This window comes from Amycolatopsis sp. NPDC104819 (assembly GCF_055583145.1).
Genome location: NZ_JBVJON010000018.1, coordinates 85,214 through 100,061, shown reverse-complemented (window position 1 = coordinate 100,061; position 14,848 = coordinate 85,214). Strand labels below are relative to the sequence as shown.

Annotated in this window: 14 protein-coding genes; 9 read left to right on the top strand and 5 right to left on the bottom strand. The window is 71.8% G+C overall.

All coding sequences use genetic code 11. From position 1 onward, the window contains the following. Positions 1-103 precede the first annotated feature (103 nt). From ACZ63E_RS40740 to ACZ63E_RS40730, 3 genes are all read left to right on the top strand, one after another. Entirely contained in the window at positions 104-1,768 is a 1,665-nt protein-coding gene (locus tag ACZ63E_RS40740) for an ArnT family glycosyltransferase (protein ID WP_465341665.1), read from the top strand. Further along, positions 1,765-3,198 carry a glycan biosynthesis hexose transferase WsfD gene (wsfD, locus tag ACZ63E_RS40735; RefSeq protein ID WP_465341664.1) on the top strand — a complete coding sequence of 478 codons (1,434 nt, stop codon included), beginning with the start codon at positions 1,765-1,767 and terminating at the stop codon, positions 3,196-3,198. The genes ACZ63E_RS40740 and wsfD overlap by 4 nt, the downstream gene beginning before the upstream one ends. Before the next feature lie 69 nt (positions 3,199-3,267). Next, entirely contained in the window at positions 3,268-3,996 is a 729-nt protein-coding gene (locus ACZ63E_RS40730) for a lysophospholipid acyltransferase family protein (protein ID WP_465341662.1), read from the top strand. Here the strand turns inward: ACZ63E_RS40730 and ACZ63E_RS40725 are convergent. Beyond that, positions 3,993-4,793: an HAD family hydrolase gene (locus ACZ63E_RS40725; RefSeq protein WP_465341741.1), complete on the bottom strand. Its 801-nt coding sequence runs from the start codon at positions 4,791-4,793 to the stop codon at positions 3,993-3,995. The genes ACZ63E_RS40730 and ACZ63E_RS40725 overlap by 4 nt on opposite strands. Before the next feature lie 96 nt (positions 4,794-4,889). Between ACZ63E_RS40725 and ACZ63E_RS40720 the strand changes: the two genes are divergently transcribed. Continuing rightward, positions 4,890-5,786: an LLM class flavin-dependent oxidoreductase gene (locus ACZ63E_RS40720; protein WP_465341660.1), complete on the top strand. Its 897-nt coding sequence runs from the start codon at positions 4,890-4,892 to the stop codon at positions 5,784-5,786. A 135-nt stretch (positions 5,787-5,921) separates the two neighbouring features. Here the strand turns inward: ACZ63E_RS40720 and ACZ63E_RS40715 are convergent, their stop codons facing one another. Beyond that, the gene (locus ACZ63E_RS40715) at positions 5,922-7,931 is read right to left on the bottom strand and encodes a DUF6541 family protein (RefSeq protein WP_465314016.1); all 2,010 of its coding nucleotides are present in this window, start codon (positions 7,929-7,931) and stop codon (positions 5,922-5,924) included. Positions 7,932-8,010: 79 nt separating this feature from the next. Here ACZ63E_RS40715 and glf point away from each other — a divergent pair, with 79 nt between their 5' ends. The 5 genes from glf to ACZ63E_RS40690 all read left to right on the top strand — a co-directional run bounded on the left by glf (position 8,011) and on the right by ACZ63E_RS40690 (position 12,991). Beyond that, positions 8,011-9,234 (top strand): UDP-galactopyranose mutase, encoded by a 1,224-nt coding sequence (glf, locus tag ACZ63E_RS40710; RefSeq protein ID WP_465314017.1) that lies wholly within the window; start codon positions 8,011-8,013, stop codon positions 9,232-9,234. Beyond that, on the top strand, positions 9,227-9,745 hold the full coding sequence (locus tag ACZ63E_RS40705) for a phosphatase PAP2 family protein (protein WP_465341658.1): 519 nt from the start codon (positions 9,227-9,229) through the stop codon (positions 9,743-9,745). Before glf ends, ACZ63E_RS40705 begins: the two co-directional genes overlap by 8 nt. Continuing rightward, positions 9,742-10,722, top strand: coding sequence for a decaprenyl-phosphate phosphoribosyltransferase (locus ACZ63E_RS40700; protein WP_465341656.1), 981 nt, complete (start codon positions 9,742-9,744; stop codon positions 10,720-10,722). The genes ACZ63E_RS40705 and ACZ63E_RS40700 overlap by 4 nt, the downstream gene beginning before the upstream one ends. Before the next feature lie 113 nt (positions 10,723-10,835). Then, on the top strand, positions 10,836-11,402 hold the full coding sequence (locus ACZ63E_RS40695; RefSeq protein WP_465341655.1) for a hypothetical protein: 567 nt from the start codon (positions 10,836-10,838) through the stop codon (positions 11,400-11,402). A 71-nt stretch (positions 11,403-11,473) separates the two neighbouring features. Continuing rightward, the gene (locus ACZ63E_RS40690) at positions 11,474-12,991 is read left to right on the top strand and encodes a hypothetical protein (RefSeq protein WP_465341653.1); all 1,518 of its coding nucleotides are present in this window, start codon (positions 11,474-11,476) and stop codon (positions 12,989-12,991) included. A 3-nt stretch (positions 12,992-12,994) separates the two neighbouring features. Here the strand turns inward: ACZ63E_RS40690 and ACZ63E_RS40685 are convergent, their stop codons facing one another. Genes ACZ63E_RS40685 through ACZ63E_RS40675 form a run of 3 tightly spaced genes read right to left on the bottom strand, consistent with a single transcriptional unit; the run spans position 12,995 to position 14,781 of the window. Further along, a complete protein-coding gene (locus ACZ63E_RS40685; protein WP_465341652.1) occupies positions 12,995-13,513 on the bottom strand; it encodes a YceI family protein in 519 nt (172 codons plus the stop codon). After that, a complete protein-coding gene (locus ACZ63E_RS40680; protein ID WP_465314023.1) occupies positions 13,498-14,109 on the bottom strand; it encodes a VC0807 family protein in 612 nt (203 codons plus the stop codon). The genes ACZ63E_RS40685 and ACZ63E_RS40680 overlap by 16 nt, the downstream gene beginning before the upstream one ends. A gap of 51 nt (positions 14,110-14,160) precedes the next feature. Next, on the bottom strand, positions 14,161-14,781 hold the full coding sequence (locus ACZ63E_RS40675) for a VC0807 family protein (protein WP_465341650.1): 621 nt from the start codon (positions 14,779-14,781) through the stop codon (positions 14,161-14,163). Between the last annotated feature and the right edge of the window lie 67 nt (positions 14,782-14,848).

Here is a 14,848-nt window from a genome sequence, read left to right as displayed (position 1 = left end):
ATCAATTGCGGACTTCGAAAGGCGATACCCGATCGGGTTATATTGACAAGAGTCTTTCCCTGCTTGACTGGCGCCGGCGGGGTGATCTTCACGAGGGGGCCGGGTGGTTTACGCGGTCGTGGTGGCGTGGCTGGTGCTCGCCGCGATCGTGGTGCTGACCTGGGGACGCCTGGACACCGACCGCGGCTGGCGCGGCCTCGTCGTCGCGCTCACCCTCGGGTTGTCCCTGCTTCACCAGCTGATGTTCGCGACCGTCACCGAAGACGCGCTCGTTTCGTTCCGCTACGCGCAGAACATCGCGGACGGCAACGGCCCGGTCTTCAACCCCGGTGAACGCGTCGAGGGGTACACGAACTTCCTCTGGCTGGTCTTGATCGCGCTGCCGCGGGCCGCTTTCGGCGCCGACGTGCGGACGACGGCCGTCGTGTTCGGCGTGGTCGCCACCCTGGGCTGTGTGCTCGTCTCGTTCTTGCTGGTGAACCGGATCGTCGGGGCGGCCACCCCGGAGGGCGCCGAGCCGCGGCCGGCGATCGGGGTCGCCGCCGCGGTGCTCACGGCGAGCGCCGGCGGCCTCGCGGTCTACGGGCCCTCCGGCTCCGAGGTCCCGCTGTTCGTGCTCCTGACCCTCGCCGTCTGCTACTCGCTCGCGGCGCGCCGCCCGGTGGTCGCCGGGGTGCTCGTCGCCTTCGCCGTGATGACGAGCCCGCAGGGCCTGGTGATCGCCGTCCTGGGCGGGTTCTGGCTGCTGGGCGCCGCACTGAAGAAGAAGCACAGCTGGTGGGCGCCGGTGGGGTTCATCCTGGGCGCGGTCGTGTTCCTCATTCCCCGGCTGGCCTGGCGGGCGACGTTCTACCAGCACTTCCTCCCCGCGCCGCTGGCCGCGAAGCTCGACGGCCCGCTCGGGTCGCAGGTCGCCGCCGGCTGGCCGTACCTGTCCGGGTTCGCCTTGGCGCACCAAGGGTTTCTGCTGCTCGGCCTGGTCGCGGCGGTCGCCCTGCTGCTGCGCCGGACCAAGGGGGTCGCGCTCGAGGCCCGCGCCCTGATCTGGCTGCTGTTCGCGACGGTCGTCGGGCTCGCCGCCGTGGCCGTGCTGGCCGGCGGTGACCTGGACCCGGCGTGGCGGCTGCTGGCGCCCGTGCCGCCGCTGGTCGCCGTCGCTTCGGTCGCGGTGTACGGCGTGCTCACAGCGGACGTCGAGGGGAAGCCGTCACCCCGGCCGCGGGCCTGGCCCGCCGCGACCCGGCTGGTCCCGGTGACCGCCGGCGGGCTGGCCGGGATCGCGGTGCTCGTGTCGGTGTTCAGCCCCGAGATGCTCGACCGCGTGCGCGACTGGCGCGCGTACGGCTCCGAGCTCACCGAAATCGGCGGCTGGCTCGGCACGTACCTGCCGCCCGGCTCGGTGGTCAGCGCCGCCGCGCCCGGCGCGCTCGCCGCCGAGGGCGGGCAGCTGCTCATCATCGACGTCCTCGGCCGCACGGACGAGCACATCGCCCGCGAAGGCCGGCACGACGGCGGCATCACGACCGACTACGACTACGTGGTCAACGGCCGCCGGCCGACCGTCGCCGTCCCCTCCGACGGCGGGTACGCCGAAACCCAGCGCTGCGTGATCGACCCGGTCTACGCCGGCAAGTACCAGGTCGCGACCTTCCGCCGGGTCGGCACGCCCTACTGGGTCGCCGTCTACCCGCGCGCGGAGCAGGCGAAGTCCGTGGTCGTCGACCTCGACCGGGGCCCGGACTTCCGCTACGTACCCTGTCCTTCGTGAAGCTCGAGGTCCCGAAACGGCAGCTGGACGCCGAAGCGCTGCTCGGGCTCGGGGTGTTCGGCGCGGCGCTCACCCTGTTCGTGGTGCGGTTCCTGGTGCCGCGCCCGGTCGCGATGTCCAACAACGGCGACGGCGCCCGGGTGCTGTGCGGCGCCGGGATCACCTGGCACAGCGGGCCCGAGGCGTTCATCCACCTCGCCTACCGTGCGGAGCCGGGCTCGGCGCCGTGCCGGCCGACCTACCTGCTCACGCAGAGCTGGCTCGCGGACGTGGCCGTCCGCCTCGGCGGGGTGGTCGGCGCCCACGCGACGCTGAGCCTGGTTGTGCTCGGCCTGCTCAGCAGCATCATCGCCGCGGGAGCGATCGCCGCGATCGTGCTCGGCCTGCCGTACGGGCGCCGGGCGCGGCTCGCCGTCGCCGCCGGGCTGCTGCTGGTCGTCGCGGATTCGGCGTTCTTCGGTTACTTCGCCGCGGTGCTCGGCGAGGGCGCCGCCTTCCTCGGCCTGCTGCTCGCCGTCGGCGGTCTGCTGCTGACCGCCCGCGAAGGCCGGTGGAGCTACGCGGGCATGGTCGTGACGCTCGTGGGCGGCGTGCTGGCGGTCAACGCCAAGGTCCAGACGCTGACCATCCTGCCGATCCTCGTCGTGGCGATCCTGCTGGTCCGGCCGGGCACCCTGCGCGGCGCGCGGCGGTGGGCGTCGGCGGCGCTGGTCGTCGGCGCGCTCGGCGCCGTGACGCTCTACGCGCAGCAGAGCGTCGAACCGGCCGTCGCGCCCGACGGCTCGCTCGCCGCGCGGCCCGGGGACGATTCGCGCGAGATCAACGTCTTCAACTCGATCTTCCTGAACATCGTCGACGGCCGGCACGACACGCAGGCCGACCTGGCCGACCTCGGGCTGCCGCCGTCGTTCGCGCAGTACGCGGGCAACGGCTGGTGGCACCCGCACCCGGCCACGATGGACCCGCGCTACGCGCAGTACCGCGGCCAGATGAGCCGCCGCAACGTCGTCACGTACTTCGCGACGCACCCCGGCCGGACGCTCGAGGTGCTCAACCGCGCGGCGACCGACCAGCTGACCGCCCGGCCGGACTACCTCGGCAGCTTCGACCAGTCGGCCGGCTTCGCGCCGCACGCGCAGGAGCACCGGGTGCCCGTGGTGTCCTGGCTGACCGGCCTGATCGCGCCACTCGGCCTGTTCGTGCTGGTGCCGATCTGGCTGTTCGTGCTGGTCAGGGCCTGGTTCTTACGTCGGGAGCCGCTGGGCGTCGTGCTGGGGTTCCTGCTGGTCGTCTCGCTGACCCAGTTCGGCACGGCGGCTCTCGGCGACGGCATCGAAGGCACCAAGCACCAGTCCGTCGCGCTGTTCACGATCCTGCTGGCCGTCGTGCTGGCGATCCCGGTCCGGCGGCGGGCCGTGCGGACGGCGTGAGCTTCGCCCGTTTTGTGTTCTTCCCCGCTGAACGGCCGCGCGGAACCTACGGTCCCGTAACCTGGCGGGATGGCTGACCTCGTGTACCCGCCCGTGATCGCGGCGGCCCGGACGATGTTCCGGGTACTCGACAACCGCATCCGGGTCGAGGGCGCGGAAAACATCCCGCGGCACGGCGGCGCGGTCATCGCGTGCAACCACGTGAGCTACCTCGACTTCATCTTCTGCGGCCTCGGCGCGCGCCCGGCGAAGCGGCTGACGCGGTTCATGGCGAAGCAGGAGATCTTCGCGAACCGGATCGCCGGGCCGCTGATGCGCGGCATGCACCACATCTCCGTCGACCGCTCCGCCGGGCTGGCCTCCTACCGCGAAGCGGTCCAGAAGCTGAAGGCCGGCGAGGTCGTGGGCGTGTTCCCGGAAGCGACGATCAGCCAGTCGTTCACCGTCAAGGAGATCAAGTCGGGGGCCGTCCGGATGGCCGCGGCGGCCGACGTCCCCGTGGTGCCGATGGCGCTGTGGGGCACCCAGCGGCTGTGGACGAAGGGCCGCCCGAAGGACCTGACGCGCCGGCACGTGCCCGTCCTGATCCTCGTCGGCGAGCCGATGCGCCCGGCGAAGCGCGACGACTGGGACGTCGTCACGAAGGAGCTGCGCGACCGGATGAGCGCGCTGCTCGACCGGGCCCAGGCCGAGTACCCCGACCAGCCCGCGTCGGACGAGGACCGCTGGTGGCTGCCCGCCCACCTGGGCGGGACCGCGCCGACCCCGGAGGAAGCCGCGGAGCTCGACCGCAGCTAGAACCAGCGCTCGAGGACCTGCGCGACACCGTCTTCGCCGGCCGGTCCGGTGATCTCGTCGGCCACGTCCTGGGTCTTCGGGTGCCCGTTCTCCATCGCGACGCCGTGGCCGGCCCAGCGCAGCATCTCGACGTCGTTGGGCATGTCCCCGAAGGCGATCACGCGCGCGGGCTCGACGCCGAACCGCTCGGCGACGTCGGCCAGGCCGGTCGCCTTGGTGATGCCGTGCGCGGACAGCTCCACCAGGCCGCCCGAAGACGAGTAGGTGACGTCGACCTCGCGGTCGAACAGCGAGTTCAGCGCGTCGGCCATCTCCTCCGACGACAGGCCGCGGTGGCTGACCAGCAGCTTGATCGCCGGGTGCCCGACCACCTCGGCGCGCGGCCCGACGCGGCCTTCGCCGTCGCCCCACGGGTTGTGGTAGTCCGGCTCGATCACGAAGTTGCGCATGTCGTGGTCGACCGCGCCGGTCGCGACCCGCTCGGACGCCAGCCGGCAGCCGGGCAGCGCCTTGTCGAGCGCGCTCGCGATGTCGTTGAGCAGCTCCGGGGCGAGCAGGCCGTGGACCTCGACGATCTCCTCGGTGCCGCAGTCGTAGAGGACGGCCCCGTTCGCGCACACCGCGTACCCGGTCAGCTCGAGCGGCTTCGCGATCGGCGCGATCCAGCGTGGCGGCCGGCCGCTCGCGAGCACGAACGGCACCCCGGCGTCGACCACCCGGCGGACGGTCGCGATGGTGCGCGCGCTGAGGGCTTCGGAGGGGCCGAGCAGGGTGCCGTCGACGTCGGACGCGATCAGAAGGGGTCTCTCCACTCCGCCATTGTCCCTGACCCGTTCGGGTGGCCGCGTCCCCGTCCGAGCGATTGTCGGTGGTTACCGATACGGTCCGGCATTGTGCGAGTAGGCATCGTGATTCTTCCGGAAGATCGTTGGTGGGCGGCCGAGCCGAAGTGGCGCGCCGCCGAGGAGTACGGCTTCGACCACGCGTGGACGTACGACCACCTGGGCTGGCGCAACCTGGTCGACGGACCGTGGTTCTCGGCGGTCCCGACCCTCACGGCGGCGGCGATGGTGACGTCCCGCATCCGGCTGGGCACGTTCGTGGCGTCGCCGGTCGCGCGGCACCCGGTGCCCTTCATGCGTGACCTGACCACCCTGGACGACGTTTCGGACGGCCGGTTCGTCCTCGGCGTCGGCGCGGGTGTCGACCACCTCCACTACGACGGCCAGGTGCTGGCCGCGCCGGAGCTCACGACCAAGCAGCGCGTGGACCGCTTCACCGAGTTCGTCGAGGCTCTCGACGGGCTGCTCATGACCGACAAGTTCGACTTCGACGGCGAGTACTACCGCGCCCGCGGCGCCCGCAACCTGCCCGGCACCGTCCAGCGCCCGCGGCTGCCGTTCGTGGTCGCGGCGAACGGCCCCCGCACGATGACGCTGGCCGCGCGCTTCGGCGCGGGCTGGGTGACCACGGGCAAGGGCGGCGCGACCGAGGACGACTGGTGGCGTGGCATCAAGGAGCTCACGGAGGTGTTCGACCGGCGTCTCGACGACGTCGGCCGCGAGCGGGCGAGCATCCAGCGTCACCTGAGCCTGGACGCGTCTCCGGTGTTCTCGCTGAGCAGCGTGGAGGCGTTCCGCGACGCCGCCGGCCGCGCCGAAGAGCTGGGCTTCACGGACGTCATCGCGCACTGGCCGCGCTCGTCGGCGCCGTACGAAGGGCGCGAGGCGGTGCTGGAACAGGTGGCGAGCGACGTCCTGCCGGAACTGCACGCTAGGCCGAACGGGTGACATTCGCCTAGCCGGGAAACCGATTGCCGTCCCGACGGCGTCCTTCAGGCAGACGTCAAAGATCACCCCGGGGGTGGTTGGGGGACGGGAGGCCCTCGTGGCCGCGGCACGGGGCGCCGCGGCCACGAGGGCTCTTTACTTCACGATCCGGTAGATCACGGCGCCCGGGTTCCGGTACACGACCTGCAGGAAGTCGTGCCCGTCCAGGTGCTGCAGGCCCGCCGCGATCGGAGTGTCGCGGCGGATGGTGCCGCTGCCGATCAGCACGTAGTGCACGTTCAGCCGCTGCGTCGCCGCGCGCACCTGCGGGTCGCTGTCGTAGTCGCGGAAGTGGCGGGCCAGGTAGTCGGCGTCGAAGGGCACCACACCGGCGTCGTAGTGCGCGGCCACCGGGTGGACGCCGGTCAGGGCGTACATCCACGCCGTGCCGTCGAGACGGTCGTTGAGCACCTTCTGGCCGGCCGGGATGCCGAGCGTGCCGAGGTGGTCCATCGCGTCGATCTCGTCCTGGCTGACCGGCGGGACCACCTCGCCCGGGAGGCCGTTGTAGTAGAGCAGCGACACCGTCTTGGCGTTGGCCGCGCGGTAGAACCCGCCGGTCAGCACGCCCATCGCCACGACCAGCAGCACCGCCGACACGAGCCCGACCCGGCCGGTCAGCCACGGCCGCGCCCGCACCCACGCCCGGCCGCTCGCGAGCTTCGCCAGCCACCGCTGGGTCTCGCTCATGCCGTGCGCGGCGAGCAGGCACATCGGGATCGCGGCCAGCGCCATCAGCCGGAACCGGTCGTTCCACCACGGCCGCGACAGGCTGATCACCCAGTCTTCGCCGCCGAAGCACGCGACGACCACGAAGAGCGCCGACAGGCCGATCGCCGAGAGCCCCAGCCAGCGCATCCGCCGCAGCCGCACCAGCGTGAACACCCCGAGGGCGAGGAACACCGTGAGCCAGATCTGCGGCACCGGCAGCACCTGCTTGAACGTCGCCAGCATGGCGAGCGCCTTCCACACCGCCATGTGGGAGCCCCACGCGTGGTACGGGTACGACCCGGACGTGAAGGAGATCGCGCCGAGGATCATCGGCGCGGCCAGCACGCCCGCCGCGACCATCACCGGCAGCATCCGCAGCACGTCCCCGCCGACGACCCGCCACCCGGCGCGGCCGGCCGGCACGCCGTCGACCCGGCGGCCGCGCAGCGCCCGGTACCAGCGCTGCACCACGACCGGGAACGCGAACAGGATCGCCCCGAACAACGCGCTCGAGTGCGCGGCGAGCAGGCCGGTCGCGCTCAGCGCCAGCACGGCACCGGTGTCTGCCCCCGGTCGCACGACGAACCGCTGCAGCGCGACCACGGCCAGCGGCGTCAGCACGATGCCCAGCGCGAACGGCAGCAGGCCGCTCGACACCGACTCGTACGCCCCGGTCGTCGCGCCGCCCGCGACCAGCGCGGCGCAGCCGGCGAACACCGCGCGGCCGCCGAGCTGGCGCACCAGCGCGACCATGGCCAGCGCGAACAGCCCGGCGATCGGCATCGTGACGGCGTTCAGCGTGACCGGGACCGACGTCCCGGACAGCTGGTAGACCAGCGCGCCGACCAGGTGGTAGGCGTTCGGGTAGAAGGAGCCGTCCGGGTACCAGTTGAGCGTGCCCATGCCGGTCAGCGAGCCGTCGCCGGTCTCGGCGATGTAGCGGATGCCGTTCGCGTGGAAGACGGTGTCCCAGCGCTGGAACACCGCGGTCGTGCCGCCGCGGCCGGAGACCACCACGGCGATCGACACCGCCGTCGCGACCGCGACGCAGGCGCCGACGGCCAGGTGCGCCCGGCGCGTCCACGGCACCGGCGGCTCCTCGGCGCCCGGCGACAGCCACCCCCGGGCCGTCGCGAGCCGGCGCAGGCCGTAGAGCACCGCGGCGAGCAGCAGCGTGCACGCGGCGACGCTGAGCGAGCCGTACGGCACGTGGATGATCGCCAGCCACGGCCCGGCGAGCCCGGTGATGGCGTAGCTGAGCAGCGGGGCGAGGCCCGCCAGCGCCCAGCCGCGCACACCGGCGGCCCATCCGACGACGCCGCCAGGCACCGCCAGTACGGCCAGGTAAGTGGCCACCGCGGCGAAGTAGCTCCAGAAGTCCTCGGGTGCAGGCACTGCTTTCCAGGTGTGTCGTAGGCCGAAATGTGATAGTCGGGTGCGGGCCGGGATACCGACCTGCGTACCCTCGACGCCCGTGAGCGCGCACACGAACCCCGCCAAGATTACTGAAGACGATTTCGCAGGTTACGACCTCGTCGTCGTCGGGTCCGGTTTCTTCGGCCTGACCGTCGCCGAACGGGCCGCGGCCGAGCTGGGCAAGAAGGTCCTCATCCTCGAGCGGCGTAGCCACATCGGCGGCAACGCCTACTCCGAGGCCGAGCCCGAGACCGGGATCGAGGTGCACAAGTACGGCGCGCACCTGTTCCACACCTCGAACAAGCGCGTCTGGGAGTACGTGAACCGGTTCACCGGGTTCACCAACTACCAGCACCGCGTGTTCGCGCGGGTCAAGGACCAGGTCTACTCGTTCCCGATGAACCTGGCCCTGATCAACCAGTTCTTCGGCAAGTCCCACACCCCGGACGAGGCGCGCGAGCTGATCGCCAAGCAGTCGTCCGAGTTCGAGACGGCGAACGCGCAGAACCTCGAGGAGAAGGCCATCTCGCTGGTCGGCCGTCCCCTCTACGAGGCCTTCATCCGCGGGTACACCGCGAAGCAGTGGGAGAACGACCCCAAGAACCTGGGCGAGAACATCATCACGCGCCTGCCGGTCCGGTACAACTTCGACAACCGGTACTTCAACGACACCTACGAGGGCCTGCCCGTCAACGGGTACACCGCGTGGCTCGAGAAGATGGCCGAGCACGAGAACATCGAGATCCGGCTGAACGTCGACTACTTCGACGTCCGCGAGCACATCCCGGCCGGCACCCCGACCGTCTACACGGGTCCGCTGGACCGCTACTTCGGCTACTCGGCGGGCCGGTTCACCTGGCGCACCGTCGACTTCGAGTCCGAGGTCGCCGGGACCGGCGACTACCAGGGCACCTCGGTCGTCAACTACAACGACCAGGAAGTCCCGTACACCCGGATCATCGAGTTCCGCCACTTCCACCCGGAGCGGGACTACCCGAAGGACAAGACGGTCATCTTCCGCGAGTACTCGCGCTTCGCGGACGAGAACGACGAGCCGTACTACCCGATCAACACGCCGGAGAACCGCGAGAAGCTCGAGGCCTACCGCGAGCTGGCCAAGGTCGAGGCGCGCGAGAAGAACGTCCTGTTCGGCGGCCGGCTCGGCACGTACAAGTACCTCGACATGCACATGGCCATCGGCTCGGCGCTCTCGGCGTTCGACAACAAGATCGCCCCGCACCTGACCGACGGCGCGCCGCTCGACGGGTCCCTCGATGCTTGAGAAGGGCGCCCCGACGGGCGAGGTGGCCGTCCTCTCGAAGACCCAGGGCTTTCTGAAGAGTGACGTTTCGGTGAAAGCCGCGCGCGGCATGTCGCACTTCGGCGAGCACGCCATCGGCTGGTTCGGCCTGGGCCTGCTCGGCGCCGTGGTCGACAAGAAGCGGCGCAAGGACTGGCTGGTCGCGTCGGCGGGTGTCGTCGGCGCGCACGCCGCGTCCATCGCGGTGAAACGCGTGGTCAGGCGGCCGCGACCGGACCACCCGAGCGTGGAGGTCCTCGTCGGCACGCCGAGCAAGCTGAGCTTCCCGTCGTCGCACGCGACGTCCACTACGGCGGCGGCGGTGCTCTACTCCGGATTGACCGGGCGTAACCTGGTGCCCGCCCTGGTACCGCCGATGCTCGCCTCGCGGCTCGTGCTCGGCGTTCACTATCCGACAGACGTTCTGGCCGGTGCGGCCCTCGGGGGGCTCGTCGGTGGTCTGATACGACGGAAGCTGAAGAAGAACCCATGAGCGAGACGACCGAGCAGCGCAAAAGCGACGAAGCGGCCGTGACTCCCGAAGCGCCGGAGACCCCGGCCGCGGTGGAGACGGCGACTGCCGCCCGTGGGCCGTTCGGCCTGGTCGGCGGCGTCATCAAGACGGCGCGGCCGCGCCAGTGGGTCAAGAACGTGCTGGTCTTCGCGGCCCCGTTCTTCGCCTTCTCGAAGTCGACCGACCGCACGGGCCTGCTGCTCGACGCGATCGTCGCCTTCGTGGCCTTCTCCCTGGTGGCGAGCTCGGTCTACCTCATCAACGACGCCGTCGACGTCGAGGCCGACCGGGCCCACCCGACCAAGCGCAACCGGCCGATCGCGGCCGGGATCGTGCCGGTGCCCGTCGCGTACGGGGCCGCGGTCGTGTTCTTCCTGGCCGGTCTCGGCGTGTCGTTCCTGGCCAGCTGGCAGCTGGCGGTCGTGCTGGGCGTCTACGAGGCCGTCCAGCTCGGCTACTGCTTCGGCCTCAAGCACCAGCCGGTGGTCGACCTGGCCATCGTCGGCTCGGGCTTCCTGATGCGCTCGATCGCCGGCGGTGTCGCGGGCGGCCTCGCGCTTTCGCAGTGGTTCCTGCTGGTCACGGCGTTCGGCTCGCTGTTCATGGTGGCCGGCAAGCGCTACGCGGAGATCATGCTGTTCGAGCGCACGGGCGCGAAGATCCGCTCGTCGCTGAAGAAGTATTCGGCCAGCTACCTGCGGTTCGTCTGGGCGACGTCGGCGGCGATCCTGATCATGTCGTACTGCCTGTGGGCGTTCGAGATCCGCCAGACCGAGCACAACTCGGTGTGGGCGCTGATCTCGATGGTGCCGTTCGTGGTGGCGGTGCTGCGCTACGCGGTGGACGTCGACGGCGGCATCGCGGGCGAGCCGGAGGAGATCGCGCTCAAGGACCGCGTGCTCCAGGTGCTCGGCGCAACGTGGGTGGCCACGCTGTTCCTGTCGTTCTACCTGTGACGTCTCATTGCGGATCGACAGGTTGGCTTCAGGTTCAGCACAGCTGACGGGGTCACCCTGAGGTGGTGGGGGCGGGCAGTGCGCCCGTCCCCGTGACCACCACAGGAGCGACCATGAACGACCAGCCGCGCGACCCGAAGCAGGTCCCGCCCGACGCGGGCGCGGAGCAACCGACCGTTGAGCAGCCCACGGCTGCGTCGGCCCCCGACCAGCCGACCCAAGCCCAACCCGCCGCCGCCGAGCAGCCGACCGCCGCCGCGCCAGGTCAGCCCGCGCCTCCGGCCGCCGACGCGACCACCGCGCACCCGCAGCCCGGTGCCACCCCGTCCGGCGGCCAGCTGCCGCCCCCGGTGCCGCCCACCCCTCAGCTCTCCCAGCCCGGCCCCGGCCAGGCCTACGGCGCCTGGGGCGCGCCCCAAGCCGCCCAGCGGCAGCCCGGCGGCTTCCGGCGCTTCGTCGGCCATCGGGCCACCCAGCTCGTCGGTGTCGGCGTTCTCGGCCTGCTGATCGGCGGTGGCGTCGTCGGCGGGATCGCCGCCGCGACCAGCCATGGCCCACGCGACGGCCGTCCCGGCATCCACCGCCAGTACAACGGCCCCAACCAGGGCCCCGACGGCCGCGGTTTCCCCGGCCGCGGCGGGGGAAACTCGGGCGACTCCGGCTCCGGGAACGGCATCTGACCGCTGTGGGGTGAGCCACCCGCACCCCACTCAGATCACAGAAGCATCACGGCCGGGGTACGGTGTCCGGGATGCGAAGCGCCTCCGCAGGACTCCCGAAGGCCGCCGGTGCGCTGCCGGCGGCCCTGCCCGTCGCCCGTTCGTGGGCCCTGCCGGCCGGGGCCGCGGCGGCTTCCGCCCTGGTGTTCGCCCTGGTCAGCAGCCACCTCATCGATGACACCTACATCACGCTGTCGTACGCGAAGAACCTCGCCTTCCACGGCCACTGGGGCCTGATCGAGCAGGGGACGGCGAACACCGCGACGTCGCCGCTGAACGTCCTGGCCCTCGGCGCGGTCACCTTCGTCGTCCGCGACGCCGTGCTGGCCGCCGGGGTGGTCTTCGTCGCCGCGCAGGTGCTGCTCGTGCTGGGCCTGCGGCGGCTGGGCGAGCGCACCGGCCTGCCCCCGGCGTTCGCGCCGCTGACGTTCGGGCTGCTGCTGGTCAACCCGCTGCTGCTGTCGTCGATCGGGCTGGAGGTCGCGCTCGGCGCCACCGGGGTCGTCTGGACGCTCGTCTACGCGGGGGAGCGCAAGGCCGGCCGGCTCGGTGTGGTGATCGGGCTGCTCGCCCTGGTCCGGATCGACCTGCTGCTCATCGCGGCCGTCCTGTTCGCCGCCCGCCGCGAGTTCTGGACCGGCATCTGGCGCACGGCGTTCGCCGCCCTCGCGGTGACGCTGCCGTGGTTCGGCTTCAGCTGGGTCGTGCTCGGCTCGGCGGTGCCGGACACGCTGGTCATCAAGATCAGCCAGCAGTCGTGGGGGCCGTTCAGCTTCACCAACGGCCCGCTCCTGTACTGGCGCAACTTCCCGGTCCAGGCCACGCTCTCGTTCCTGCCGCTGCTGCTCGCCGGCGTGGCGGGCGTGGCCTGGGTCATCCTGTTCCGCCGCGGGTCCGAGACCGCCCGGCGCCTGACGCCGTTCGCGGCGCTGGCCGTCGCGGGCGCCCTGCACTACGTGGCCTACAGCCGGCTGGGCGTGCCGCCGTACCACTGGTACTACGCGCCCAGCATCATCGGCGCGACGATCTTCCTCGCCGCCTGCGCCTCGGCGGTCCCCGAGCGCGTGCGCCGCGGGACGTGGACAGCGGCCGGCGCGGTGCTCGCGGTGAGCGTCGCGGCGTACGCGCTGCCCGGCCTCCCGCGCCAGTTCGCGCCGATCACCAGCAACCACGCGTCGACGACCGAGTACCGCGAGATCGGCCAGGAGCTGGCCGAGATCGCCCACGGCCGCAAGGTCGAGACGGCGGGTGAGGTCGGCGCGCTGGCGTACGCGTGCGACTGCGAGCTGGTCGACGAGTTCTCCGACCGCGGCGCCGTCGACCCCGCGATCACCGAGACGAAACGCCGCAGCGGCGAAGTCGGCCGGGCGCTGCTGGAGGCGAACTTCCACAACTTCGACCACAGTGTCGCCCCGATCAGCCCGGACCTGGTCCTGACGACGACCCGCCGCGCCCCGCCCTCGACGGCGCTGGCGAGCTGGCGGATCGACTCGCCGTGGATGGGCACCCAGAACCTGTACCTGGTGCCCGCGCACGCGGCCGGGAGCTGAGCGTCAGCTCCGGACGGCGGTGACGTCCAGCGTCAGCGTGAACTCCCGGCCGCCCAGCCGTTTCCCGTACGTCAGGCCGAACGCGAACCGGTCCACCACCGTCGCCGCGCGGGCCGAGAAGCCCTCGGGGGACACCTGGACCGCGTCGATCGCGCACTGGACGCGGGCCGCGGTTCCGCGAACCGTGACGACGCCCTCGAGCAGCCACCGCGGCCCGTCCGCCACCGGCCGGCCTTCGGTGAACGTGATGAGCGGGTGCTCGCGGCCGTGGAGGAACCGCCGTGACTGCAGCTCCGTGTCACGCAGGCGGTCGCCCGTTTTGAGGCCGCTCGCGTCGATCTCGGCCGTCACCCGCGACTCCGTCACCGGGTCGGCGACCACGACCACCCCGCCCGCCAACGGGAACTCGCCGTCCACAGTGGACATTCCGAAGAGGTGCGTGCCGGAGACGCCGATCCGGCAGCGCGCCGGGTCCAGCCGGTATTCGCCGGGTGGCGGGATCTCGATCATCGGCGTGCCCACATGCGGTTCATCGTGCCCTCCCGCGCGAGCATGACCTGGGTGACCACCTGGAGCACCACAAAACTCGCGATGGAGAGCACCGTATCGAGTCCGGGCACCACGTCCACCGGAAGCGAGTACGCCATGACGATGCTCAGCCCGCTGTGCACCAGCCCGCCGACCCCCCAGACGACCGTCAGCACCCGCCACACGCGCCGGAACGACGGCGTGTCCGCCCAGCGCGCCTCGAGCTCGTCGGCGCGGCCGGGCACCAGCGCCAGCGTCGCCTGGTAGGTCGTCGGGCGGCGGCCGACGCGGAGGCTCGCCAGCATCCAGACGCCGATCAGCACGCTGAACCACGCGCCGCGGACCAGCTGCAGCCGCGCGTCGCCGGTCAGCAGCGTGGTCGCCAGGCCGAGCGCGACGATGAGCAGCACGAACACCCCCATGCCGTCGACGCGCCGGTGCCGCACCGCCAGGTACAGCACCCGCAGCGCCGGCGGGAGGCCGCTGAGCGTCAGGGCCCAGACCGGCGCGACGTCGAACGCCCGCAGCAGGTAGTAACCGCCGACCGGCGCGGCGATGTCACAGAGCAGCGCGACCAGCGATTTCCCCATGGCCCCGAGCATCGCGGACCGGCGGGGCCACCACCATCGTCGAGCTGGTGGTCAGGCATCAACCGTCCGGTTGATGCCGGCGGTCAACCGCTTCCGCGTGACCTTCGCGCCGAGCACCAGGCCGCCGGCGGTGAGCACGGTGTCGAGGACCGGCACGACGTCCACCGGGAGCGTGAACGCCATCAGCACGACGACGCAGCCCAGCAGCAGGCCGCCGACGCCCCACCAGAGCGTGACCGAGCGCCACTGCTGCCGGAAGTCCTCGTCGGCGGCCCAGCGCGCTTCGAGCTCACCGGCGCGGGCCGGCTGGAGCGTGCAGATCATCCGGAACAGGAACGGCCGGCGGCCGGTGACCAGGCTGACCAGCATCAGCCCGCCGAGCAGCAGCCCGACCCAGGCGCTGCGGACCAGCAGCAGCCGCGGGTCGCCGGAGATCAGCGCCACCGCGCCGTTGACCAGCAGCACCGCCAGCACGAACGCGCTGAGCGGGTCGATCCGGCGGTGCCGGACCAGCACGTGACCGGCCCGCAGCACCACCGGCACGGCGCTGACCAGCAGCGCCCACAGCGCGTCGACGTCGAAGGAGCGCAGGACGTAGAAGAGGGCCATCGGGAGCGCGACGTCGCGGAGGAGCATCGTCAGCCCACCGCGGTCGCTCGTCGTGGTTGTCATGGTGACAGCCTGTTCCGACGGCGACCGCGGCACATCGGCGTGGGGACCGGTCCCGGATGGAGCTCGG

What these genes read in the sequence shown, in the direction of transcription:
- ACZ63E_RS40730 (WP_465341662.1), top strand. Translation starts at nt 3,268, where the DNA reads ATGGCTGACCTCGTGTACCCGCCCGTGATCGCGGCGGCCCGGACGATG.
- ACZ63E_RS40705 (WP_465341658.1), top strand. Translation starts at nt 9,227, where the DNA reads ATGCTTGAGAAGGGCGCCCCGACGGGCGAGGTGGCCGTCCTCTCGAAG.
- ACZ63E_RS40700 (WP_465341656.1), top strand. Translation starts at nt 9,742, where the DNA reads ATGAGCGAGACGACCGAGCAGCGCAAAAGCGACGAAGCGGCCGTGACT.
- ACZ63E_RS40695 (WP_465341655.1), top strand. Translation starts at nt 10,836, where the DNA reads ATGAACGACCAGCCGCGCGACCCGAAGCAGGTCCCGCCCGACGCGGGC.
- ACZ63E_RS40690 (WP_465341653.1), top strand. Translation starts at nt 11,474, where the DNA reads ATGCGAAGCGCCTCCGCAGGACTCCCGAAGGCCGCCGGTGCGCTGCCG.
- ACZ63E_RS40680 (WP_465314023.1), bottom strand. Translation starts at nt 14,109, where the DNA reads ATGGGGAAATCGCTGGTCGCGCTGCTCTGTGACATCGCCGCGCCGGTC.
- ACZ63E_RS40675 (WP_465341650.1), bottom strand. Translation starts at nt 14,781, where the DNA reads ATGACAACCACGACGAGCGACCGCGGTGGGCTGACGATGCTCCTCCGC.